Annotated in this window: 21 protein-coding genes, 1 pseudogene and 1 riboswitch; of the genes and pseudogenes, 11 read left to right on the forward strand and 11 right to left on the reverse strand. The window is 38.6% G+C overall.

Annotation, left to right across the window (positions count from 1 at the left end; genetic code table 11):
- Nucleotides 1-110: 110 nt before the first annotated feature.
- Nucleotides 111-797, reverse strand: coding sequence for a TraR/DksA C4-type zinc finger protein (locus tag BOD01S_RS18220; RefSeq protein WP_407656007.1), 687 nt, complete (start codon nt 795-797; stop codon nt 111-113).
- A gap of 84 nt (nt 798-881) precedes the next feature.
- Nucleotides 882-2,048: an endonuclease Q family protein gene (locus tag BOD01S_RS18225; RefSeq protein WP_036152087.1), complete on the reverse strand. Its 1,167-nt coding sequence runs from the start codon at nt 2,046-2,048 to the stop codon at nt 882-884.
- Between the two features lie 236 nt (nt 2,049-2,284).
- Between BOD01S_RS18225 and BOD01S_RS23060 the strand changes: the two genes are divergently transcribed.
- Both BOD01S_RS23060 and BOD01S_RS18230 read left to right on the forward strand, forming a co-directional pair.
- Nucleotides 2,285-2,443, forward strand: a complete 159-nt coding sequence (locus tag BOD01S_RS23060; RefSeq protein WP_143815065.1) for a YfhD family protein — start codon at nt 2,285-2,287, stop codon at nt 2,441-2,443.
- A 12-nt stretch (nt 2,444-2,455) separates the two neighbouring features.
- Complete coding sequence (locus BOD01S_RS18230) at nt 2,456-2,647, forward strand: H-type small acid-soluble spore protein (RefSeq protein WP_036152090.1); 192 nt, start codon at nt 2,456-2,458, stop codon at nt 2,645-2,647.
- Between the two features lie 245 nt (nt 2,648-2,892).
- Here BOD01S_RS18230 and BOD01S_RS18235 read toward each other — a convergent pair whose 3' ends face one another.
- Together BOD01S_RS18235 and BOD01S_RS18240 are read right to left on the reverse strand one after the other, a co-directional pair.
- On the reverse strand, nt 2,893-3,159 hold the full coding sequence (locus BOD01S_RS18235) for a hypothetical protein (RefSeq protein WP_036152092.1): 267 nt from the start codon (nt 3,157-3,159) through the stop codon (nt 2,893-2,895).
- A gap of 273 nt (nt 3,160-3,432) precedes the next feature.
- Nucleotides 3,433-4,752: a sensor histidine kinase gene (locus BOD01S_RS18240; protein WP_036152095.1), complete on the reverse strand. Its 1,320-nt coding sequence runs from the start codon at nt 4,750-4,752 to the stop codon at nt 3,433-3,435.
- Nucleotides 4,753-5,212: 460 nt separating this feature from the next.
- Here BOD01S_RS18240 and BOD01S_RS18245 point away from each other — a divergent pair, with 460 nt between their 5' ends.
- Nucleotides 5,213-5,746: an ECF transporter S component gene (locus tag BOD01S_RS18245; RefSeq protein WP_036152097.1), complete on the forward strand. Its 534-nt coding sequence runs from the start codon at nt 5,213-5,215 to the stop codon at nt 5,744-5,746.
- 110 nt (nt 5,747-5,856) lie between these two features.
- On the opposite strand, the gene BOD01S_RS18250 is transcribed toward BOD01S_RS18245, so the two are convergent.
- Nucleotides 5,857-6,474, reverse strand: a complete 618-nt coding sequence (locus tag BOD01S_RS18250; RefSeq protein ID WP_036152099.1) for an NUDIX hydrolase — start codon at nt 6,472-6,474, stop codon at nt 5,857-5,859.
- A 419-nt stretch (nt 6,475-6,893) separates the two neighbouring features.
- Here BOD01S_RS18250 and BOD01S_RS18255 point away from each other — a divergent pair, with 419 nt between their 5' ends.
- Nucleotides 6,894-7,412, forward strand: a complete 519-nt coding sequence (locus BOD01S_RS18255) for a hypothetical protein (RefSeq protein ID WP_036152101.1) — start codon at nt 6,894-6,896, stop codon at nt 7,410-7,412.
- A 164-nt stretch (nt 7,413-7,576) separates the two neighbouring features.
- On the opposite strand, the gene BOD01S_RS18260 is transcribed toward BOD01S_RS18255, so the two are convergent.
- Nucleotides 7,577-8,605 carry a YeiH family protein gene (locus BOD01S_RS18260; RefSeq protein ID WP_036152102.1) on the reverse strand — a complete coding sequence of 343 codons (1,029 nt, stop codon included), beginning with the start codon at nt 8,603-8,605 and terminating at the stop codon, nt 7,577-7,579.
- 117 nt (nt 8,606-8,722) lie between these two features.
- On the opposite strand from BOD01S_RS18260, the gene BOD01S_RS18265 reads away from it, so the two are divergent.
- The 6 genes and pseudogenes from BOD01S_RS18265 (at nt 8,723) to BOD01S_RS18285 (ending at nt 11,519) form a co-directional block, all read left to right on the forward strand.
- Nucleotides 8,723-9,604, forward strand: a complete 882-nt coding sequence (locus tag BOD01S_RS18265) for a LysR family transcriptional regulator (RefSeq protein WP_036152104.1) — start codon at nt 8,723-8,725, stop codon at nt 9,602-9,604.
- Between the two features lie 468 nt (nt 9,605-10,072).
- Complete coding sequence (locus BOD01S_RS18270; protein ID WP_233153161.1) at nt 10,073-10,435, forward strand: DUF2085 domain-containing protein; 363 nt, start codon at nt 10,073-10,075, stop codon at nt 10,433-10,435.
- Nucleotides 10,436-10,457: 22 nt separating this feature from the next.
- The gene (locus tag BOD01S_RS18275; RefSeq protein ID WP_036152106.1) at nt 10,458-10,739 is read left to right on the forward strand and encodes a zinc-ribbon domain-containing protein; all 282 of its coding nucleotides are present in this window, start codon (nt 10,458-10,460) and stop codon (nt 10,737-10,739) included.
- A gap of 15 nt (nt 10,740-10,754) precedes the next feature.
- Nucleotides 10,755-10,889, forward strand: a pseudogene (locus tag BOD01S_RS23865) (double zinc ribbon domain-containing protein); the annotation flags it as partial.
- Nucleotides 10,890-11,174 carry a hypothetical protein gene (locus BOD01S_RS18280; protein ID WP_233153164.1) on the forward strand — a complete coding sequence of 95 codons (285 nt, stop codon included), beginning with the start codon at nt 10,890-10,892 and terminating at the stop codon, nt 11,172-11,174.
- Nucleotides 11,175-11,192: 18 nt separating this feature from the next.
- Nucleotides 11,193-11,519, forward strand: coding sequence for a zinc-ribbon domain-containing protein (locus BOD01S_RS18285; protein WP_036152108.1), 327 nt, complete (start codon nt 11,193-11,195; stop codon nt 11,517-11,519).
- Between the two features lie 646 nt (nt 11,520-12,165).
- Here the strand turns inward: BOD01S_RS18285 and helD are convergent.
- The 4 genes from helD to BOD01S_RS18305 all read right to left on the reverse strand — a co-directional run bounded on the left by helD (nt 12,166) and on the right by BOD01S_RS18305 (nt 17,155).
- Entirely contained in the window at nt 12,166-14,526 is a 2,361-nt protein-coding gene (gene helD / locus BOD01S_RS18290; protein ID WP_036152109.1) for an RNA polymerase recycling motor HelD, read from the reverse strand.
- A gap of 353 nt (nt 14,527-14,879) precedes the next feature.
- Entirely contained in the window at nt 14,880-15,602 is a 723-nt protein-coding gene (locus BOD01S_RS18295; RefSeq protein ID WP_036152110.1) for an amino acid ABC transporter ATP-binding protein, read from the reverse strand.
- A complete protein-coding gene (locus BOD01S_RS18300) occupies nt 15,599-16,282 on the reverse strand; it encodes an amino acid ABC transporter permease (protein ID WP_052124730.1) in 684 nt (227 codons plus the stop codon). Before BOD01S_RS18300 ends, BOD01S_RS18295 begins: the two co-directional genes overlap by 4 nt.
- A gap of 66 nt (nt 16,283-16,348) precedes the next feature.
- Nucleotides 16,349-17,155: an ABC transporter substrate-binding protein gene (locus BOD01S_RS18305; RefSeq protein WP_036152111.1), complete on the reverse strand. Its 807-nt coding sequence runs from the start codon at nt 17,153-17,155 to the stop codon at nt 16,349-16,351.
- Between the two features lie 80 nt (nt 17,156-17,235).
- Nucleotides 17,236-17,420: riboswitch (Lysine riboswitch) on the reverse strand.
- Nucleotides 17,421-17,594: 174 nt separating this feature from the next.
- Here BOD01S_RS18305 and BOD01S_RS18310 point away from each other — a divergent pair.
- Nucleotides 17,595-19,262, forward strand: coding sequence for a M20/M25/M40 family metallo-hydrolase (locus tag BOD01S_RS18310; protein WP_036152112.1), 1,668 nt, complete (start codon nt 17,595-17,597; stop codon nt 19,260-19,262).
- Between the two features lie 128 nt (nt 19,263-19,390).
- Here BOD01S_RS18310 and BOD01S_RS18315 read toward each other — a convergent pair whose 3' ends face one another.
- A complete protein-coding gene (locus BOD01S_RS18315) occupies nt 19,391-21,145 on the reverse strand; it encodes a methyl-accepting chemotaxis protein (protein ID WP_036152113.1) in 1,755 nt (584 codons plus the stop codon).
- Nucleotides 21,146-21,545 lie beyond the last annotated feature (400 nt).

Below are 21,545 nucleotides of genomic sequence, written 5' to 3' on the forward strand. Positions count from 1 at the left end.
ATGGGGGTACTACATGCCTTTGTAGATGCCCCCATTTCCTTCACATATACCCTTGACTAATAGGTCTCTATTTTCCAAAAAGAGGGCCGCTGATGGTCAAAGGTTTCCTCTTATTCGGTGTAATCGTCTTTTCGCGCTTGTTCTATTTCTTTCCTAGAGATTTGACCTGTCAGCTCATCAATCTCTGAGATAGGCAGGGACTCAATTTCCTCATCCATTCCCATTTCTTCGGGATCGTCATATAACTCATTATAATCATCAAAATCCCCTTCAAAGTCAGATGGCGTTTCTGATGTCCCATACTTTGCAACGATTTGGAAGGTATCTTCATAATCATGAATATCGTCTTTATCATCCCTTCCTGCAAAAGAATTGTCTACGGGCGGAAGAATGACCTGCTCTTCCACAGGACGATCTGTAGGTACACCTTTAGCATCCGTATGTTCAATGCAGAACAAAGTATAAGGGAGCGCTGCCAAACGGTCATATGGAATTTCTGTTCCACATTTCACACAAACACCATATGTTCCGTTTTCCATCGCCTCTAATGCAGCCTCTACCTTTGCCAATTCATCATTATTATGAACCTTCAATGCCATATCTTTTTCGCGTTCGAATAACTCTGTTGCCAAGTCAGCAGGATGATTATCAATCGTTGATAATTCATCCACAGAATCACGCAGACTACCCTTGTCCAGTAAATCATCTTCACTTATTATATCTTCCGCCGAGTGTTTCTGCTCAATCAGCATTTTCTTTAGTTTTGTTTTTTGCTTTTCCGTTAGAATGACCAACACGTCCTTCCTTTTTCATTTGTATTATGGGCAGATCGGCAAAAAGTTATAAAGTATTTTAGGATTGTTTCCTTTTAGGCTGTCTATTTATTCGCCTTCTACCTTTCCATACTTTCCGCCGCCGCCATGGGTAATAGACAATTCCCCTTTTCTTGCTTTATCAATCAGTTCCGCTAATTTTTCGGGTACAACCTCCACAAGCTGCTCCTTAGTAGCTTCATGCAAAATAGCCATTTCCGTACCAAATGTGCTTAGTAGTTTTTCAAAAGTCTTGGGACCAAGCCCCGGTATGAAATCAAGTGGAACCTGATGAATATAAGGAGGACGGGCAACCGACGGTAACTCCTTTTGTGAAAGTTCTTGTATACGAGTCGAAACGCCTTTAATAAATGTTTTCCCGCCGCAATGAGGACAAGCCGCTTCTTCGTTTGTTATTTGCCATCCGCATTTAGCACACGCCGTTTGATAATATTTTCCCAGCAGCGGGTTTAATCCATAGTTAGCTACGACTTTACGGCCGTCCTGCTCGTTCAATGCCTTTTTCAATTCATCGAAGCTTGGTTCCTCCATGCGGATTTTTTGATACTCCCGTGCTATTTTACCGAGAGAATGGGCATCTGAATTCGTTAAGAACGGGTAATGCTGCAGCTCCTCAATTCTTTCCACCATATACGTGTCAGAACTTAGCCCAAGCTCAACAGCATCAATTTTGTCTGCATCAAAGACCTCTTGAAGGCTTGATTCCACCCCTTTTCCATATAGGCTTTTAAAAGGTGTAAAGACATGGGCTGGGACAAATAATCCCCCTAGTTCACGCACTTTTGCCTGAAGCTCTTTCCCTTCTGCATAAATGCGCTGGGAGCTAAGGTGAATATTTTTCACATGAGCGCCCATCCACTCAGAGAATAACCTCATTTTCTCCAAAGAAGAGAAATAAGCAAGAACATGGATTGGACCATGACAATATTGGTCATACAATTCAATTTCAGAGCCGGGAATTAATGCGGTTTGTCCATAGCGCAGTCCCCCGCCCGGCAGCTCCGCCATCTCATTTAATTGGACTAGCTCTTCTAGCTCCATTAATACTTCCGGAGAGTGACAATCAATAATCCCTATTAGATCAAGTCCTTTGCGGCTGGTGGCCACCTCCAGAATATTGGACAGGGTAAGTGTCCGGCTGCCTGTAATTTTTACAGCTCTGCCACTTGCAGTACGGCCGATATGAATATGTAGGTCTGCATAAAAATCCTGCATTTCTCTTCACCTCCCCTTTAGCTTTTGATTTGCTGTTGATTCTATACATACCCGTTTTTCCGTTAAAACCACTTTCATTATAAGAAGAGGGCAATTTTGCAGAAATTCTTATGTCAAAAGCTATATTTTAACAGCTCTTCATTGGATTCATTTTTATCCTCTCGTGAATTTTTCCTGTGATAAAAAAGCTGCGTGAAGCCATATTAAGGACAGTCTAAATGAAAGGAGCATGCCAAATGGGAAGAGACGATAAAAAGGGAAGCAGCCATAATAAAGACACGCTGCCACAGACGCCGAAAAATGAAAAGATTTCTCCTAACAAAATAAGAGAAGAGTTTTCAAAAGAGCTGGTGGAAATTGCAAAATCAGCCAGCCGCCAGCGTCATAAAAAATAGGAGGAATAAAAGATGGATTATCAACGTGCTCAAGAAATCGTTAATTCCCCTTCAGAATATGAAGTCAGCTATAACGGAGTTTCCATCTGGATTGACAAGCTACATGACGATCATAAAACAGCAACCGTCCATTTACGACGTTCACTGGAAGAACGCTCTGAAGTAGATGTAGCCGAGTTAAAAGAAGAATACAAAGTTCATTAAAGAAAAGCTTCACGGGAATAGTATCCCGTGGAGTTTTATCTCTATACACCCATAAAATCCGTCTGCCAGCTTTTTATCATCTGCATTTTTTTAGCTGCCAAGCATGGGTCCCATTCGCTGACCGAAACGTCTCGGATTGTCGGAATGACAACTTGGTTGATTTTCTAACCTGCATAATTTTCACTATATGGTCAGCATAATGGACAAGCTGCAACTTAATTGCACCGCTAATGAAACATGCCCTTTTACCACCGCATTTCTATAGAAACCAGGCTATCAACCGAAATCAAAGGACCCTGCATGACGGCGGTACCATTTGGTGCCCTGACTTTAGAAAGGATAATTTCATTCTTTAAGATGCCCCCAGCAGCCGGTTCTATATTTTCCTCTCTTAAAAGCTCATGCCCCACCTCAATTAGGTTCGATTCTTTCTCCTCGACACCGATGATAAGGACAAGAAGGAATGCGGCTAGATTAATAATGAACAGTGAGAAGATTGTCTGCTTTTTCACTATAAGAGCCTCCTCTTTAAACAATCGTGTTATTCTTACACTTCCCACCCTTCCTCATAAAAAACACCTTTCACCAGTTTGTCATAAAATAATCAGATTAATTTTCCGGCTCTCCTGCTTTTTTACAGCAAATAAGGAAGCGTCTGAACAATCGGTACAAGACGCTTCCTTAGCTATAAATATCCTCTTATTTTAATAATAAATATTGAAGGAAAAAGACAAGCAGCAGATTATTTATCAGCAAGCTGACCAATAAGTGAATGTGCTTCTCTTTTACTTAATGGGAATTTCCACTATAGCCGTCGTTTCAAATTCACCCGTTGAATAAATAGAGACTTTTCCTTCATATTTTTCTACTACTTCTTTTACGATAAACAAGCCCTGTCCTCTCACTCTGCCTTCTTCCGCCTTCTTCGTCGTAAAGCCTTTATTGAAAATGGAGGCATCTCCTTTTATGGCCGGCCCTGTATTTGTAATTTTAAAGAGGTAGCGTTCCTCATCTGCTTCACAATAAATTTTTATTCTGCGCTCTGCTTCAGGCAGCTCTGTTGCAGCATCAATTGCATTGTCAATTAAGTTCGATAAGATTTTAATTAAATCCGTCGTCTTAATAGCAGCAAATGAAGTTGCCGAGACGGAAATATCCATATCAATACTGTGATTTTGAGCAGCAAGCTTCTTTGTTTGCAGAAGAATAAGCAGCCCTGGAGGATCTATCCCTAACTTAATTACTTCAATGGATTGAACTTCCTTATCAAGGGCAGCAAGGTACTCTTGCGCCTGCTGTGCTTCGCCAATTTGCAGAAGGCCATGCACTACTTGAATATGATTTGTAAAATCGTGACGTAAAGAAGAGACAGAAGCAATTAATGTCTTAATTTCAGCTTGATACGTATCCTCTGTATATCCTACTTCCTTTTGGACTTCCTTTTGATACCATCTTTGCATAAGTAAAAAGGAAGCGATCACTACAATTATAAAGACACCATTAAAGATAAACAGCGAGAGGTTATTTTTTAATACTTGTCCTTTAATATCATTGACTGTATTCACACTAATATCAATTCCTAAGTAACTGATGACGTCCCCTTCTTCGTTTTTAATGGGCGCTCCAACTGTCAGATACGTACCGTATTTCGGATCTTTTATGATATCCGTCACAAACGTTGTCTTTTTATGGTAAGCAATACTCACTTGTTCCTCTGGGACGGTACATATCTCCCCTATTGGAAAGTCATCACGTGCCAATGAACCCTTCGGAGGGTGCCCTACAATCAAGGTTGTAGACACTACCGGATTATCCACATTGAAAGTATAAACATATAAAGCACCCAACTTCTCCCTGGCATCATTTAAATAATCTCGTATTTCCCAGTAATATTCATTTTTGGACTGACTCACTAAAAATTGTTTATAAGCTATGATATCCATTTCAGCAGCAATCGACTTAGCAGCTTCCAACGTTTGATTTGCAATTGATTCTTCCACTGTTCCAATAATCTTTTTATAAGAAGTATAGATATTTAGACTAGTGAAAAAAAGAAGTAACGCAGCAGATAGAATCAGTACAAGTTTTATTCTAGATTTTTTCATAATATAATGTGAACTTCCTTATCTTTTAAAGTGGAATCTATCCTGACAAGATAAGATTCCTCACTATCGGCATGAAAAATACCGCTATGCTTGTTATGTCGGCCTTTTCTTCGAAACTTTTATTATCATACACCTTCCTTTTCCTATTAATCCATCATTCGTATCCTATACCCATTATTTAGTTAACATTATTATTCCTATAAATTTACTTGTACAATACAATCTACACTATTATTTCAAAGCCGTATATATAGATTTTATTTTACTAAGAGAGAAAATCGTGCTTTTTTCCGGGACGAATAGCTGTTTCTATCGATTACATAGGTAAATTCCTTTAATTTGCTCTACAGGGCAAAATAGAGAAGAATACTGACCCCTTTTTTTTGTAAAAAAGTGATACTTTTAAAAGCGTCAGTAGCCTGCTAATGTTGGAACAAATAAAAAAAGAAGGATGATTTTTATGAATACAGCCAAAAGCTATGCAAACACTCGTCTGTTTGACTTGATTTTAACAGCTATGTTAGTTTCGCTTGTTTTCGTAGCAACCCTTTTTATCAATATTAAGCTGCCGATTACCGCAAATGGCGGCTTGGTGCATCTAGGCACAGCGATGCTCTTTATCGCCTCTATTTTATTTGGTCCTAAAAAAGGGGCAATTGCTGGGGCAGTGGGCATGGGGTTGTTTGATCTAATTTCAGGATGGACATTATGGGCTCCGTTTACATTCCTGACACGGGGATTGCAAGGATATATTGTCGGTAAAATTGCTTGGTCTGGTGACCGTGAAGGGAATAGTCTCCTCTTTAATCTACTAGCACTCATCGGATCTGTTCCTTTTATGCTGGCCGGCTACTATATTTGTGAGCGTGTCCTCTTCAATAGCTGGGTAGTGCCATTAGGGTCTATTCCCGGCAATCTTGTGCAAAATGTGGTAGGCCTCTTGGTTGCCATTCCCGTATGTGCGATGTTGAAAAAGCTTCCTATGTTTAAATAAGGATATCGTACATAAAAGGCAGGAAAGAACCAATTCCTGCTGTATGATTTCTCGTTCTCTATCAAAAAACAAAGCAGCTTCCTTAAACGCTGCTTTGTTTTCAAAATAGCTTATTTTATTACCTTTATAAAGTGCTTTAAAATCCTGGCCGTCAAGCCCCAGATCGTATATTTGTCGTAGTCGTAAAACCATTCTTCCATGGAACGTGCTCTCCATTGGTATTGGGCTCCGTTCATGATCTTCTCAAACGGGAAGTCTGATCCAGGTACCGGTTCAACAGAGACCAAATGCATATACGGTTCATATTCCAGCAGCCATTTGACTGGCACTGTAAATATCTCCTCTACTTCTTCTTTATTAAAAGACTGGATGATCTGTCTGTAGTCAATAGCCGCTACAAATGGGTAAACGACAAAAGTTGGAGAAGCCACATAAGGGCTCAGGCTCCCAATAATGTCAACCGTTTTCGGGTCGACCCCTAACTCTTCGTAAGTTTCACGTAACGCGGCTGCCAACGGAGATGGGTCTGTCACATCGATCCGTCCCCCCGGGAAACTAATATCACCGGGCTGCTTCCTCATTGTATAGGATCGTACCTCAAACAGCACATGCCACTCATCATTTATCTTTACTAATGGAATCAAAACAGCTGAACGAAATGCTGTTTCCTCTCCGATAAATAAAGACTGATTTTTAGTTAGCTGATCCTTCATTTTATCCAGGAACATCAAATCCCGCTCCTTCACTCTTTTCTTTTTTATTATCGTATCATTAATAGACGAATAAAGTGATCCGGTATGCTCCAGCCTTTTACCCCTCCTTATATTTTTAAAAGCCCGGGCGAATGAGATGAAAGACAATAAACAAAGTGAAAACAGATGGATTCACCTCAAAAAGCTGCCATTTGCATCTTCTATTTGTTCGCTGACTCCCTCTGCTCATAGAATATACAATTTTTACGTACATGGTAAAAGAACGCCTGGAAACCTAGGGTGAACTGGTTGGCATACGTAGGGACTTGTTAATAATGTTTTCTCGTACTTTTATCAATAAAAATAAGCCTGTCTACTTGAATCTATCAAACAAATTGCCGGATTATGATATAAAAAGGCAATGTAGCCTACTATATTACACAAGGAGTATGAAAATGAAAGATAGCTACAAAAAGCAACTTGCTGAAAAGTTAAAAATAGCGAAACAAAAAAGCCAGAGAAACAATATTATCCGTCATCTTCCTCTTCCTTTAGCCGATGTATTAAAAAACCGTCCCTATATGACTACCCCAAAATTAGAAACGATTTTGATGGGTGTAAACCAAAAGTGGGGTTTCGCATTACATACCCATGAATTTATAAAAAAATATCCGGACAATAGAATAGAGGTAAGCTGGGAGAAGGACGTACTGCAATTTGTAGCGTCGACGGAACCAACTCATAAACACGCATGTTTATTAACGGGCTTTGAAAACAGCCCTCTATTTATTGTAGAAAGACATTGGGCTGTCCAGCATTTCCAGGCCTTATGGGAAGGCATTGGCCTGAAAGATCTTTGGCTGTTTGATGAGGAATTAACTTTCGGTTTACTTATTTGCCGTTATGGCGGTTATATAGAGCACGATCCGAATCCTGGAGAGTATTTCTATGCCATCACATATTGGGGTGAATGATTGATAGGCGATTCAACAAAAAAGTAGATATATTCTTTTTTTGAATATACCTACTGCTATTTAGGGGATAGTCTTCCTTCATTTGTTTACATACGGCTTTTCATTCTTTTTAAGTAGTATAACAAGTTCTTTCACTGTTTCTATACATGCCTCAGCAAAACACATTACTGTAAGTGAAGTATTATTACTAACACATACCCTAAAACAGATAAAAGAACTGAACCGATAAGTCCTGCAGCAAATGCCTTCATCCCTAATTTTCTAAAGGTACGTATTTCAATTCCTAATCCAAGTCCAGCCATAGCCATGCCAATTAACAGATAAGCAATATTTACAATACCATTAGCTATTGTTTCAGAAACGATGCCTAATGTGTTAAACCCGCTCATGGCAATAAACCCTAAAATGAACCAAGGGACAATAGATAAGGATAGCTTTTTCTCACCTTTTTCCTCTTCTTTTCTTCGGACAAGCCATCCAATAATAAGAGCTACCGGTACAAGTAGGGCTACCCGTGTTAGTTTAACGATTACAGCTATATCTACGGCAGTATCTCCTCCGGCTGCAGCTGCAGCAATGACATGGGCTATTTCATGTAGTGTTCCGCCGGCAAATACACCATATCCTTTTTCAGATAAGTTCAGAAAAGAATAAAGCCCTGTATATACTAATGTGAAGATTGTTCCTAATAGAGCTACTGTAGCTGCACCTACAGCTGTTTCCTCTTCTTTTGCCTTTATTTGAGGTGCAATCGCTACAACAGCAGCAGCCCCGCAAATTGCTGTACCACATGCAGTGAGGATACCTAGTCTTTTCTCCACACCAAATAACCGGGTCAATCCATACACAACTAGCAATGCAAAGATAATATTGATGACAGCGATCAAAAATACACTTGTCCCAGCATGATAAATATCCGCTAAATTTAGTCTCATCCCTAAAAGGATAATTCCTACTCTAAGAAGTTTTTTACTTGAGAAAGACACACCGCTCTGGAGTTTCTCCTGAAGGCCGAATAGCGATCTCCATATCATCCCGATCATAATGGCTATAACCAGCTGCCCCATAATGGATAAGAAGGGGAATCCAGCTAAATACCTTGCTGCACCGGCTATAAGCAATGTAATCCCCAGCCCCTTCATAAAAGCGAGAACACGTTGTTGCTTTGTCTGTTTTTCTGCTGTCGTACTCATTGATGACACTTCCTTCTCTTCAGCTCGTACTTATACTGTATAAAACATTGTATTATTAGTAAAATACATATAAATGATTAGTACTATCAGTATTATTAATGATAAGGAGTGACTCATTTGTACTATGATGCTTTAAAGACTTTTGTGACACTTGCCCAATTAAAAAATTTCACCAAGACTTCCGAGGCTCTTCATATTTCACAGCCAAGTGTAAGTCTGCATATCAAAAATTTAGAAAAGGAATTTCAAACGGAGTTATTTATACGTTCTCCTAAACATGTTCAAATTACACCTACCGGAAATATTCTGTACAATCGCGCAAAACAAATCATTTCTCTTTATGAACAGACAAAGGAGGATATTTTAGAGCATCATCAATCGGTGCAGGGAGAATTGAAAATAGGGGCAAGCTTTACAATTGGCGAGTATATACTGCCTGCATTTCTATCTAAACTTCAAGGAGACTTTCCAAAGCTTGAGCTGACAGTAATCATTGGCAATACAGAAGAAATCATTCAACATATTCGGCAGTTTCGGGTAGATATCGGGCTAATCGAAGGGCAAACAAATGACAAGGAATTATCTGTACATCCTTTTATGCAGGATGAACTTTTTCTTATTTCCTCCCCTGCTTATTCGGGCTTTAAAAGGGATATGACCTTACGTGACCTGCAAAACCATACATGGGTTACAAGAGAAGAAGGTTCCGGTACACGCGAATACATCAACCATGTCATCCGTTCTAATGGATTAAAAGTGAGATCAATGCTCACAATCAGCAGCAATCAAGGGATTAAGGAAAGTGTAATGAAAGGAATGGGGATTTCTCTCCTTTCCCGTAGTGTAATAGAAAGGGAAGTAAAACACGGAGACCTGGCGATCATTCGGTTAGAGAACCAATCTTTCACGCGGACTTTTTCTTATGTGCTTTCTCCTTTTATGGAGCATAAAAGAAGCGTGGAAGCTTTTATTCAGGTGATTTGTTCTGCTGAGTTATAAAGGGAAAAAGGCATGTAACTAAAGCTAACTATTGCCAGTAATGAATATTAGCAATACCTAACATTGATTGCATGCTTGAAATACAGCAAAAGTCTATAATGTTTGTCAACATGCTCTGTGAAGAAGGCTCATTATCTTAAAACTAGTTGATTCTTCTTCACTGGATAAAGAATATACGTATTCTCAAAAATACAGGAAAATATTCACAAGAGGAAGGGTTATCAAACTTGCCCTTGATTGTAAAAAGTTAAATATTCGCGGCGCTGTAAAAGAATTTTATGAAATTAATGAGCTTTCAAATGTTAGGCATCTGAAAGTCTACCATGAAAAAATAAAGAAAACTAATATGAATATTTTATTTAATTAAAATAAGATATTACTGAATAATACATCAATTTATTCCCCTTATTTCCAATTATATGTTTTTGTTATATAATTGTCCCATAAATGTCTAAAGGAGATACATATTTGGAAAGAAAATTAAGTTTTATATTGCAAGTTTTTTTCTTTTGCCATCAAAGGCCCGAACGATCGTTTCATTATAAAGGAAAACAATTCCCCATTTGTGCAAGATGCACGGGAATGGCGATTGGTTATCTTTTATCAGTGATCTTATTGTCATTTGTAGGAATATTTGATTTTTGGATTATTGCATTATTAATTTTACCGATGGCAATCGATGGTACAGGACAATTATTTGGTAAATGGACAAGCACTAATTTCAGGCGATTAATAACTGGATTGCCTGGTGGAATTGGACTTATCTATATTTTTTATAACTTCGGCTACCAAGTCTTTTTGTTCGGTCAATATGTTGGAAGACACTTATAACATTCATTTTGGAGGTAGAATTATGTTTTGCAAAAATTGTGGTGAAAAAATATCGGAACACGCAGAGATTTGCACACATTGTGGTGTTCGTGTAAAAAATTCTGCTGGGGAAGATAAACCCAACTGGGGCGTCAATTTAATAACACTTTGCTGTATACCACTTGTTGGCTTAATTATGTTTTTTGTTTGGAAAAATGAAAAGCCGGTTGCAGCAAAATCAGCATTGACATTTTTCCTAATTAACATCGGAATTATAGTAGTGTTCTATGCATTAATATTTATTATTGGTTTATCAGGTTACTAGGTTGGGGGAATTTACTTGCATTGTACAAATTGTAGGGAGCAAATATCCGAGTTAGCTGAGATTTGCCCGAAATGCGGTGTACGCCCTTATGTAACTAAAAATTTCTGTCCCTCATGCGGGACAGACATTAATACGAATCAGGCTATGTGTGTGAAATGTGGGATCCAACTGAAAGAGCTGCAACAAAACCTATCTTCTAATACAACTAACCCTATCCTTATGGGCTTGCTCAGCTTTCTACTGGTTGGCTTAGGCCAAATGATTATGGGGCAAGTTACTAAAGGGATTGTAATATTAGTCGGCTCGATAGTTTTAGCATTCTTCACGTTCGGATTATCTACTTTTATCACTACTCCTATCAGCATTATTGATGCAGTACTGATCGCTAAGAAAAAGCAACGTGGTCAGTTAATAGGGGAATGGGAATTTTTCTGATAAATAGGGGGATATAATATGTATTGTCCAAATTGTGGGACAGATATCGACAAAAACGCTGAAGTTTGTGTAAATTGTGGAGTTAACGTGTTAAAATTCAACTCTCAAACAGTGCCTGTGGACGACCGTTCAAATATATGGGTAAACTTACTTAGTTTATGCTGCTTTCCTTTACTCGGTATAATTATGTTTTTTGTTTGGAAAGAGAAACAGCCTAAAGCAGCAAAGTCCGCCCTAATATTTGGGTTAATCGGCATAGGAATTTCGATTATTTTCTCAATCATTATGTTTGTATTAGGTTTTGCAGCAGAAATGATGAATAATGACAGCTATTATTATTATTAATCTGTAAGGAAGGGGCGTCCGAGAAGGATTTTAGAGACATACCCTCTGTGATACAGATGGTGACATATTAATGTGACACGGTAGGAACAATATTCAATAGAAAATATGTAGATTGTAAAAAAGCTGTGTAAAAAGTCAAAATGACTTTTTACACAGCTCCTTCCTTTTTCAGGCCTACTTATGATACAGTTGAGCATTGATAGTCTAATTATGTTTCTTTTTGGTTAACTCTAATAATATATTAAACTAACAGTGTAGTTTTTACCACATCCCCCTGCATTGCATATAAAGGATTATCATATTTCAGGAATAAATGTGTGATCTCCTTCGCCATATTCTTATATGCTGATAAAGAAATCATATATAAATACAATTTATGAAAATATGCTTGATAAATTTCCTCAAACTCTATGTCTCTCCTCCTTTCATTTATATAACTAATAAACTTGTGTTGCGTTACAAAAAAATTTTTATTTGAATATATTTACCGCATCTTCTTTACCTTATAATAATGTCTCTTCTTATGAACATGAAAGCTATGGTTAATTCATAAATTCTCTGTATGCTTACAATCATTCTAAAGAAAAGACATGCTCTGGAAAGAGCATGTCTCCTAGAAACGTCCTTTGTTTATGATATTCCTCAATTATTTTCCTTGATTAGAACATGTTTCAATACGGATAAGATTTTCCTGCAGTGCTTTTTTCATAAACAAATTCGGTTTTCCCACACTATAAAGCTGCAGCTCATGCATGGCCCTTGTACAGGCCGTGTAAAAAATTCTGCGTAAGCTTTCATCCTCGTATGTTTGCTCTGATGCATCATAAATAATAACCGCCTCAAATTCAATGCCCTTTGCTAAATAAGAAGGAATCACCACAACTCCTTGTTCGTATTCAGCAGAGCCATATTTCAAGAGCTTAATGCTTTCAATTTGCGTCAAAGCCTCAAACGCGGTCTTACTTTCCTCTGCCGATTTACAGATGATTGCAATACTTTCATAGCCCTGGCCTTGCAATGCCGCCACTTTGGATATGATGACCTGGTGCAATTCTGTATGGTTCTTCACTTCGGTCAGCACCGGTAGCTCTCCCGCACGTTCAAAGGGGATAATTTTTTCACCATTTGCAATGAGGCTTCGAGTGAATTCGATAATCGGCTTTGTTGAACGGTAACTACGCGTCATAGTGATGACGTCTGTTTGATCCTCTCCATATAAACGATGAAGAATTTGAAAATCGCCTGTCTCACTCGCATGGGCAAAAATTGCTTGATTAAAATCCCCTAACACCGTCATTTTGGCAGCAGGAAACAATCGCTTCAAAAACTCAAACTGAAACGGTGAATAATCCTGTGCTTCATCAATGAGAATATGCTTTATTGAACGATTCGTTTGAAAGCCTTGAATCAATTCCTGCAGCAATAAAAATGGGGTTGCATCTTCGTAATACAATTTCCCGGCCTCCAGCATTTGAAGTGTAGCATGGCAAATTTCTTCCCATTCCTTTGGTACTTCCCCGCCTAACTGCTGCTGCATCCATAATGGATCTGCAAAAAGCTGCTTGTATATTCCTTCTATATCAATAAAGTCGAGAGCTTGAATTCGTTTTCTTACCGGCTTTAATTTCTGATGAACAATTACTTGAATAAGCGCTTTATGGTCCATTTCATAATCAGCCATTTCTTCCCGTGCAAAGCCATTTTTCTCTGCTAAATACTTGTGGATTTTATGGTAAGTCTCATTGCTAAGCAGCTCAATTTCCTCTTCTGCCCATGGCTTTAAACGCTCCATTTTCTCTATTTCTTTTATTTGACTCATTAGCCAATCCCTTAGCTTCTCCAGTCTGTTGTAAAAGTTTAATGAAATATCTTCCCCATAAAATCGATCTGTTAATTGCTGCGCTGAAATAATCACTTTTCCTCTGAACTTTATATCTTTAAAAAGCATAGCTGATTTTTCTAATGTTTCCCTATATAATTTAATCGCCTCGAAGAAATGAACAGATGCTTTAAATTGGATTCCTTTTATCCTGGCGTTATATGAGGGTGTGTTTGCTGCCGTTAGCACATACTCCAGCTGGTCAAATGGATTTTCCAACTGGAAATCCTTGTTCAAGCGATGATCCAGATATTCCTGGAATGTAACCTGCTGCATATTTTCTTCACCAAGCTCCGGCAGTACGTTTGAAACATAACTATTAAACATGGCATTCGGCGAAAATAATACAATCTGGTCCGCTTTTAAATAATCACGGTACTTATATAATAAAAACGCTATTCTTTGAAGCGCAGCGGATGTTTTGCCGCTGCCTGCCGCGCCATGCACTATCAATAAACGTCCCTGATCATGGCGGATAATACGGTTTTGCTCTTTTTGAATCGTTGCTACGATATTTTGCATATATTTATTCGTCCCTTTTCCAAGCACCTGCTGCAAAATATCATCGCCAATCGTGAGGCTTGTATCGAACATAGACTGCAGTTCACCGTTACGAATCATATATTGCCACTTTTTCTCCAGCTGGCCGTAAATCTTGCCCTCAGGAGTTTTATACTGGGCTGGACCTGGCTCATAATCATAATAGACACTTGAAATTGGTGCTCTCCAGTCATAAATGAGGAAGTCTTCGCCAATTGTGTCCACAAGAGAAGAGATCCCGATATAAATTTGTTCCTCTGCTGTATATCCCTCTTCCAGAAAATCAATTCGTCCAAAATAGGGTACTGCCTGCATGCGGCGTAACGTTGCTAATCGCTTTGCTGCGTGACCATACGTACTTTGGCTGACAGAAAGGGCTTGTGTTTCTTGTCTTAGACTGATAATTGTTTCTAGAAAATCATCAAATGTATCTGTATTTACCTTAATTTCATCCCAAAAATGCCTGCGGATATTGACCACTTCATTTTTGAGATCAGATGTTTCCGATTCCACCTGGCGGATCTGCTCTGTAATTACGTCCATAACACCGTTCAATCGTTTTTGTTCCTGCTGAAAACCTGCATGCATAGCATTCACTCCTCAAACATATTTAAGAGTTGACTAATAAAAAACTTTTGTATATAATTAAAATAGGGACAATGCACACTATATTTATTAACTGTGCATATCTATATAAATTTATCACATGTGACTATTCTTTTCAATGTTTTTCATACGACCTTTACAACAAAAAACTTTTTATAAAAAATAAAAAAGGCCTAACAAGGTATGTTGGACTTTTTCTTTATTTATAAGTAAATGGATTCTTCTGTTCTGTCTTTTGCAAAAAATAATGCTTATGATTTCGAATGTTACGAACATCACAGTATATTTAACAAAAACCTACCTTCTCATAAAGCGGAAGGCAGGTTTTTTTATTTTTACAATATTTGATTCAAAAACCTTTGTGTTCGCTCATGTTTCGGCTGCGCAAAAATATCGTTTGGATGTCCTTCTTCAATAATATGGCCGTCTGCAAGCATGATGACCCTATCTGCCACTTCTTTTGCGAACCCCATTTCATGGGTCACGATCACCATTGTCATTCCTTCACTTGCGAGATCCTTCATAACCTGAAGGACTTCACCGACTAGCTCTGGATCCAGGGCGGAAGTCGGCTCATCAAAAAGCATCACTTTCGGTTCCATCGCTAGCGCTCTTGCAATCGCCACACGCTGCTTCTGTCCCCCAGATAACTGTTCAGGGTAATAGTTGGCTTTATCCTTTAAGCCTACCTTTTGAAGGAGTTCCTTTGCTTTTGCAATAGCTTCACTTTTTGCTTTCTTTTTAACAAAAACCGGCGCCTCAATAATATTTTCAAGCACGGTTTTATGGGGAAAAAGATTAAAGTGCTGGAACACCATCCCTACTTTTTCCCTTACTTTATTTAAATCTGTTTTGGCTATATCTATTTTTTCGGCGTTAATGAAAATTTCGCCGCCCTGCGCCACTTCTAAAAAGTTTAGGCACCGTAGTAATGTGCTCTTACCTGAACCACTTGCACCGATTAAAACAACTACCTCCTTCTCATTTATATGTAAGTCGATATTCTTCAAGACTTCAAGCTTTCCAAAGGACTTTGAAAGATTATGAATTTCGATCATGCTACGCTAACCTCCTTAGGCCTGCTAACATCCATTTTCTGCTCCATCCGTTTCGCAATCCAAGTGAAAATAAGTACAATTACTAAATAATAGATTCCGACCACAAAATAAGTTTCAAATGGCATATAGTTTTCTCCCTGAACCCCTAGAGCCGTGTTATACAAATCTGTTACCGAAATATAGGCGACAAGAGAAGAATCTTTCAAGCCGATAATAAACTGATTGGCCAACGGGGGGATGGATCTTTTGAAAGCCTGCGGAAAAATAATTCTTCTCATTGCAAGCGAGGAGGACATCCCTAAAGACCTTGCAGCTTCCATCTGTCCACGATCAATTGATTGTACAGATCCCCTGAAAATTTCAGCAATATAAGCACCAGTATGAACACCTAATGCCAATGCACCTGCTGTGAAACTATCCAAATTAATGATATTGGCCAATCCATAATATAAAAACATAATCTGAACAATGAGAGGCGTGCCCCTGATAATTCCAATATAAATATCGGCAATCCAATTCAGAATCCTATTTGAAGAAATTTTAAAACTAGCAAAAATAAGCCCAATAATCATCGCAAATAGCAATGAAATGGCTGTTATCGAAATTGTCATCCAAGAAGCTTTTAAAAAGGCAACTCCATGTTCACTAAAAATATCCGCGATATTTTGTAAAAACACCATGAGACCCGCCCCCTTCCTTTATAGTGCAAGCGCCTAGTGAAAGACGCTTGCCTGAAATGCTAATAGCTATTTTTCCATAATGTTTGTATTAAACCACTTCATACTGATTTCTTCGTATGTACCATCATCTATCATAGACTGAAGCGCCTCGTTGATTTTGTTTGCGAGATCTTTATTTCCTTCCGTAACCCCTATACTCACACGGTCCTCATTTAACAAATCGCCAATCGGTTCAATTTTTAAACCCTTTTCATTTTTTGCACTTACACCAACTATTTTATCGGTGATAACCGCATCCAAGCGTCCCAGTGCCAAATCCTGCAGTGCATTCACATCTACCGGATAGCCTTTCACCTTATCTGGGGAAGTTAATGTTTCAGCCATATCCTTCCAAGTACTTGCTTGTATAACTCCAATTGTTTTACCTTTCAAATCTTCTTTTGACTGGGTATCCTTATTGTTTTCTGCCACAAAAATTTGTGCACCTGACAAATAATATGGTTCAGTAAAATCAATTTGCTTATCACGTTCAGGTGTTGCAGTCATGCTTCCAATAATCGCATCATATTTATTTGCCTTCAGTCCCTGAATAATTGTTTCCCACGGATTTGTTACAGGATTCGCCTCAAGTCCCATCCGCTTAGCAATTTCAGTACCAATCTCCACATCAAATCCAGTTAATTTACCATCCTGTTTGAAGTTCAATGGCGGATACTGCCCTGTCATCGCAAATGTTAATGATCCTTCTTTGACTAGCTCATTTTCGGATCCACCTGATTTTGTCTCTTTTTCTCCCTGATCACTTTTCTGCGTGCCGCATGCAGATAAAAGCAATAACATTGCAGCAACTAAAAAAATAGAAAGCTTTTTCATATTTGTTCCTCCTTTAAAATAAAAAGACACTGTCGCTTTTATATGACAGTGTCTTAAATACACCCTCATCTCTTTGCATTTGTCGTGATAGTTCTCCACAATTCAAAGGAATTGTGACAGTTCTGCCCCTATTCGAGTACAGCCCCAGCTTTATTGAAAATAGTGATTTCAAAAAGCTTCGGCGATTTATCCTTTTTCCTATTTTCCTAGATTTCACTAAATCTCCAATAGGATACTTTTATAAACCGCGACCTCTACCCCATCTAATGCAACAGATGAGGATTTAATATGAAATTTAATATAACGTTTTTCATTATAGTTGAATTTTTTAAATAGTACAATAGCAATTTAGTTTATTTGTATAATTATGCACTTGACGAGTTTTATATCTTAAGTTACATTTTGTTAAAAATAATTCACAAGAAAAGGAGACAGTCATATGTTGAATTGCCGTGACGATATACTTACTTATACGAAACAGCTTGTTAGCATAGAAAGTATTGTAAATACAACTGGCGAGGGAGCAATCGCCCATTCTTTATTCGGAACTATCTCTTCATTACCATACTTTTTACATAACCCTGGCTCAGTAGCTTTAGAAAAAACTATTAACGATGACCAGGAACGATATAATGTTATGGCATTCGTTAAAGGAAAAAAAGGAAACAGCAACCGCACAATTATTTTAATGGGCCATATAGATACGGTCGGAATTGATGATTTCAACCAATTGAAAGAGCATGCTTGTTCTCCGGATGAGCTGATAGAAGCATTAAAAAAAGAAAAGCTCCCTGCTTCAGCCAAAGAACATTTAGAATCCGGGGATTGGTTGTTTGGCCGTGGGGTCCTTGATATGAAAAGCGGCGTTGCCAGCAATCTCTATCTCTTAAAGTACTATTCTGAACATCTCGAGGAACTGGACGGCAATATTTTGTTATTGGCAGAATGTGATGAAGAAGATGGCTCACACGGTGTCCTTTCCTCTTTAAAAACATTGAAAAAGTGGAAGGAAGAACATGGTTTTGAATATATTGCGGCTATCAACTCTGATTTTGTTTCACCCCGCTTTGAAGGTGATGAAAACCGCTATATCTATAAGGGAACGGTGGGGAAACTGCTGCCTTCTTTCTTTATAACGGGTGCAGAAACCCATGTCGGCTCAGCTTTTGAAGGTTTGGACCCTAACTTTATCGCTGCTGAACTGACAAAGCAGATAAACTACAATCCCGAGCTTTGCAACGAAGCCTACGGGGAAACGACAGTTCCGCCTGTATCACTAAAACAAACAGACTTAAAGCCATCTTATACTGTTCAAACAGCTCTATCGGCTTATGTGTATTATAATTTCTTCATTCATTCCTGGTCTCCAAAAGATGTACTGGACAAACTTAAAGAACAGGCGATGATCGCTTTTGCCAATGCGCTGGATACTTTTGAAGAGAGATACCGTACATATAGTGAAATGAGCGGCGAACGCTTTGTCTCACCCCCGTGGAAGCCGAGAGTTTTCACATATGAGGAAATGGAGCAATTACTAATCGAAGAAAACGGTGATTCATTCATTGCACATATGAATGAATTTAAACAAGCCCTTCTGACGAATGCGGAATTAGATACACGTATGTTTGCTGCACGAGTTGTCGAGGAAGCCTGGAAATGGATGAGGGATAAAGATCCGGCTATTATTTTATTTTACTCTTCTCTATACTCACCCCGAATTGAAGTAACAGGGAAAACAGATGATGAGCTTAACTTAATTAGCGCACTTGATAAAGCAGTGGAGGCGATACAGCCGGAATATCCACACCCTATTGTTACGCGGAACTTCTTCCCGTATATTTCTGATATGAGCTTTATGGCCTTAAGTGATGATGAAGAGGGCATCAACGCCGTTTCGAGAAATAACCCTGGCTGGGGTACAAAACACTACGTGGAGTTTCAAGATATCCGGGATATAAATGTCCCTGTTATTAATATTGGCCCATATGGCTTAGATGCTCACAAGAAGCTAGAAAGAATGGAAATGAAATACTCACTGGAAATAGTTCCGAATATAACAAACCTCGTTATTCAAAATTTATTAACGGACGATGAAAAAAGCCTGTAGTCCATCTACAGGCAGTCTTGCTTATCAATTATTAATAAGTTGAATAGTACGCTCCCCAATAAGGAAACAGATGAAAAATAAAATCTGTTTTCCTATATTGGGGAGATTTTAAATTTTTATAACAATGGCTACTTTACACGGAAACGGGCAACACTCTGCTTCAATTCATCCGCCAATTCATGAAGCATAGCTGCAAAACTGGCTACCTCCTGCATAGCTGCTAGTTGTTCCTCCGAGGAGGCGGCCACATGCGCAGATTTGGCTGAAGATGAATCTGTAATTTCTTTCAATACTGTTAGTGAAGCAGCAACCAGCTCACTTCCTGCCGATAGCTGCTCTGAAGCAGCAGACACTTCCTCAACCTGCTCGGATACTTTCTGAATCGATTCCACAATTGCGCTGAATGTTTGTCCAGTCTTATTGGCGATATGTGTACCCGTTTGTGCTTCTGTCATTGACTTGTCTAATGATACCACTGTTTTACTTGTGTAATCGCTGATGCCTTGGAGCATATTAGTTATTTTCTCCGAGGAGGTTTTGGACTGTTCAGCGAGTTTACGAATTTCCTGCGCTACTACGGCAAAACCTTTACCATGCTCTCCTGCCCTCGATGCTTCAATCGATGCATTAAGTGCAAGTAAATTAGTCTGATTAGCAATGCTTCCTATTAACGTCACCATTTCATGGACTTGATCGCTCAATTTTTTCAGTCCATAGATTGCATCGACCGATGTTTTCAAATTTTGTTCGATTGCGTTCATTTGAGCAACTGTTGTTTCTATATCCTTCATTCCTGCAATTGCGCTATTTGCTGTAGTCGAGGCCAATTCTGAGACAATGGAGGAAGCATCCGCAATTCTATGAATACCTATTCCCATTTCTTTCATTGCCTGTTGGCTGTCATTAGTATGGCGAAGCTGTTCATCGAGTCCAACCGCAATATTCTGAATGGCATCTGTGATTTCCTCGGTAGCTGCTTCGGTTTGTGCAGCACTCTCTTGTAATTGAGCGGAAGATACAGCTACTTCGTTCGAGGAGTTTTGGATGTTACGGGTTAATACCCGAAGACCGCTAATCATCTGATTAAATGAATCTGCCGCTTTACCAATTTCATTATGATTCAGCACAGGAATCTCTATAGTTAAATCACCTTTCGAAGCGTGTTCAGACATTTCGGCTAAATGAGCAAGCGGGCGCAGCATTTTACGAAGAATGAATACAATCAGCCCGATTAACAAAAGAACAGAAATGATACCAACTGCTATATTCGTCCATAAAATTCGCTGCAGCTCCTTTTGAACAACCCCATAATCAAAGTCGACACCAAACAGCGCAACCGGCTTCCCGTTTTCATCATTAATCGGGGCTAAATATGAGATGAAAGTCCCTCCTTCATCAGTGTAAACATCAGTTAAGGCACTGCCGTTATTCATTGCGTCATTATAGCCTTTAAGAAATTCGGAATCTACTTTATATAATGTCCCTAAGACATCAGTTGGCTCAGCAGGGTCCCGCCCGTATTCTGAATTATAGAGGTAGTCATTGCCATCCTTCTTGACAATATCCGGCGTTAATAGATAAACAGCTGTTACCATACTATTGGATGTCATGGAATTCAAAATATGAGGGAGTTCCTCGAATGGTTCTCCTTCTAGTGGTTCTTTCTCAAGAATTGCCTTTGTCGCTTCGGCAACAAGAGGCTCATTTTGTTGAGTTAAGGATTTAAATACATTTCCATATTCATTAAATTGGTGAAAGTACGTCTCTCGTTGATCACGGATGGATAGGGTTATCATTAATCCGATAACAATAATGATAAGTACAGAGAGAAATAATGAGCTCGTAAATATTAAACTTCTAGATTTCGCTTTTATAGAGTGCATTGTGGTCCTCCCAGTTTATAGTAATTTTCTTCAATCAAGCGACAATCCATTTTCAATACATTCGGTTTATTTCCATTATGAGGAAAAATAGTTACAGACTTTCAATTAAATACGCGCTCCATGCTAAGTAATTCTTACTATTGTATCGGAGTGCTGAAGATTAAAAGTGCGATGCTCATTAAGAACAAACTATTTTATCTAAACTATATTCCTATGAAAAATAAAGTACAAAATAAATTTCAGCTCTCTCCTTCTCTTTTATCGCCAGTATGTCCATCCTTTTTAACAGGAAAATATTATGATATATCCAAAAGTAATTCTAGGGGAGTAAATACTTTATATGCGGGTAATATATAATTCTTACATCATATTAGCAAATACTCCTAATTTTCTATTTCTC

The organism is Lysinibacillus odysseyi 34hs-1 = NBRC 100172 (assembly GCF_001591965.1).
Taxonomy (GTDB): domain Bacteria; phylum Bacillota; class Bacilli; order Bacillales_A; family Planococcaceae; genus Lysinibacillus_B; species Lysinibacillus_B odysseyi.

Coding starts and splice junctions, on each gene's coding strand:
- helD (WP_036152109.1), bottom strand. CDS start 14,526: ATGCATGCAGGTTTTCAGCAGGAACAAAAACGATTGAACGGTGTTATG.
- BOD01S_RS18315 (WP_036152113.1), bottom strand. CDS start 21,145: ATGCACTCTATAAAAGCGAAATCTAGAAGTTTAATATTTACGAGCTCA.
- BOD01S_RS18225 (WP_036152087.1), bottom strand. CDS start 2,048: ATGCAGGATTTTTATGCAGACCTACATATTCATATCGGCCGTACTGCA.
- BOD01S_RS18250 (WP_036152099.1), bottom strand. CDS start 6,474: ATGTTCCTGGATAAAATGAAGGATCAGCTAACTAAAAATCAGTCTTTA.
- BOD01S_RS18305 (WP_036152111.1), bottom strand. CDS start 17,155: ATGAAAAAGCTTTCTATTTTTTTAGTTGCTGCAATGTTATTGCTTTTA.
- BOD01S_RS18240 (WP_036152095.1), bottom strand. CDS start 4,752: ATGAAAAAATCTAGAATAAAACTTGTACTGATTCTATCTGCTGCGTTA.
- BOD01S_RS18260 (WP_036152102.1), bottom strand. CDS start 8,605: ATGAGTACGACAGCAGAAAAACAGACAAAGCAACAACGTGTTCTCGCT.
- BOD01S_RS23060 (WP_143815065.1), top strand. CDS start 2,285: ATGGGAAGAGACGATAAAAAGGGAAGCAGCCATAATAAAGACACGCTG.
- BOD01S_RS18285 (WP_036152108.1), top strand. CDS start 11,193: ATGTATTGTCCAAATTGTGGGACAGATATCGACAAAAACGCTGAAGTT.
- BOD01S_RS18230 (WP_036152090.1), top strand. CDS start 2,456: ATGGATTATCAACGTGCTCAAGAAATCGTTAATTCCCCTTCAGAATAT.
- BOD01S_RS18295 (WP_036152110.1), bottom strand. CDS start 15,602: ATGATCGAAATTCATAATCTTTCAAAGTCCTTTGGAAAGCTTGAAGTC.
- BOD01S_RS18255 (WP_036152101.1), top strand. CDS start 6,894: ATGAAAGATAGCTACAAAAAGCAACTTGCTGAAAAGTTAAAAATAGCG.
- BOD01S_RS18310 (WP_036152112.1), top strand. CDS start 17,595: ATGTTGAATTGCCGTGACGATATACTTACTTATACGAAACAGCTTGTT.
- BOD01S_RS18245 (WP_036152097.1), top strand. CDS start 5,213: ATGAATACAGCCAAAAGCTATGCAAACACTCGTCTGTTTGACTTGATT.
- BOD01S_RS18275 (WP_036152106.1), top strand. CDS start 10,458: ATGTTTTGCAAAAATTGTGGTGAAAAAATATCGGAACACGCAGAGATT.
- BOD01S_RS18300 (WP_052124730.1), bottom strand. CDS start 16,282: ATGGTGTTTTTACAAAATATCGCGGATATTTTTAGTGAACATGGAGTT.